This is a genomic window from Burkholderia sp. E168m22 (assembly GCF_001319805.1).
GTDB lineage: Bacteria > Pseudomonadota > Gammaproteobacteria > Burkholderiales > Burkholderiaceae > Burkholderia > Burkholderia orbicola.
This window is the reverse complement of record NZ_BBSK01000180.1, coordinates 1-722: the sequence shown is the minus strand read 5'-3', so window position 1 is coordinate 722 and position 722 is coordinate 1. Positions and strand designations below refer to the sequence as shown.

Below are 722 nucleotides of genomic sequence, written 5' to 3'. Positions count from 1 at the left end.
CCCTTCTGGTCATGCGTGACGCCGATCTGCGGCACCAGGAACGCGTTCTCGTTCACGCCTTCCTCGATCCGTGCGCGCACGAACATCCCCGGCAGCAGCACGCGGCCCGGGTTCGGGAACACCGCGCGGATCGTCACCGAGCCGGTGGTCTGGTCGACCGTCACGTCCGAGAACTGCAGCTTGCCCGGCTCCGAGTAGGTCTTGCCGTCTTCCAGGATCAGCGACACCTTCGCCGCGCCCGGGCCGCTCGTCTTCAGACGGCCGCTCTGCACGTCCTGACGCAGCTTCAGCCCTTCGAGGCTCGACTGCGTGAGGTCGACGTACACCGGATCGAGCTGCTGCACGGTCGACATCAGCGTCGCCTGGCTCGCCTGCACGTATGCGCCCGGCGTCACTTGCGAGATGCCGACGCGGCCGCTGATCGGCGACACGACGTCCGTATAGCCGAGGTTGATCTGCGCGGTATCGACCGCCGCCTTGCCGGCCGCGACGTCCGCCGCGGCCTGGCCTTGCGTGGCGACCGCGTTGTCGTAGTCCTGCTTGCTGACCGCGTTCGCGGCCACCAGCACCTTGTAGCGCGCGACCAGCGCGTTCTGCGTGACGAGGTTCGCCTGCGCCTTCGCGAGCGTCGCCTTCGCGCTGTTCAGCGCCGCGATGTACGGCGCCGGATCGATCTTGTAGAGGCGCTGACCGGCCTTGACGTCGGTGCCTTCGGTGAATTC

The 722-nt window shown here is 67.9% G+C and carries 1 protein-coding gene; it reads right to left on the bottom strand.

Annotation, left to right across the window (positions count from 1 at the left end):
• Window positions 1-722, bottom strand: a 722-nt coding sequence (locus tag AP428_RS34300) for an efflux RND transporter periplasmic adaptor subunit (RefSeq protein ID WP_156349375.1), incomplete at both ends; no start/stop codon positions are given.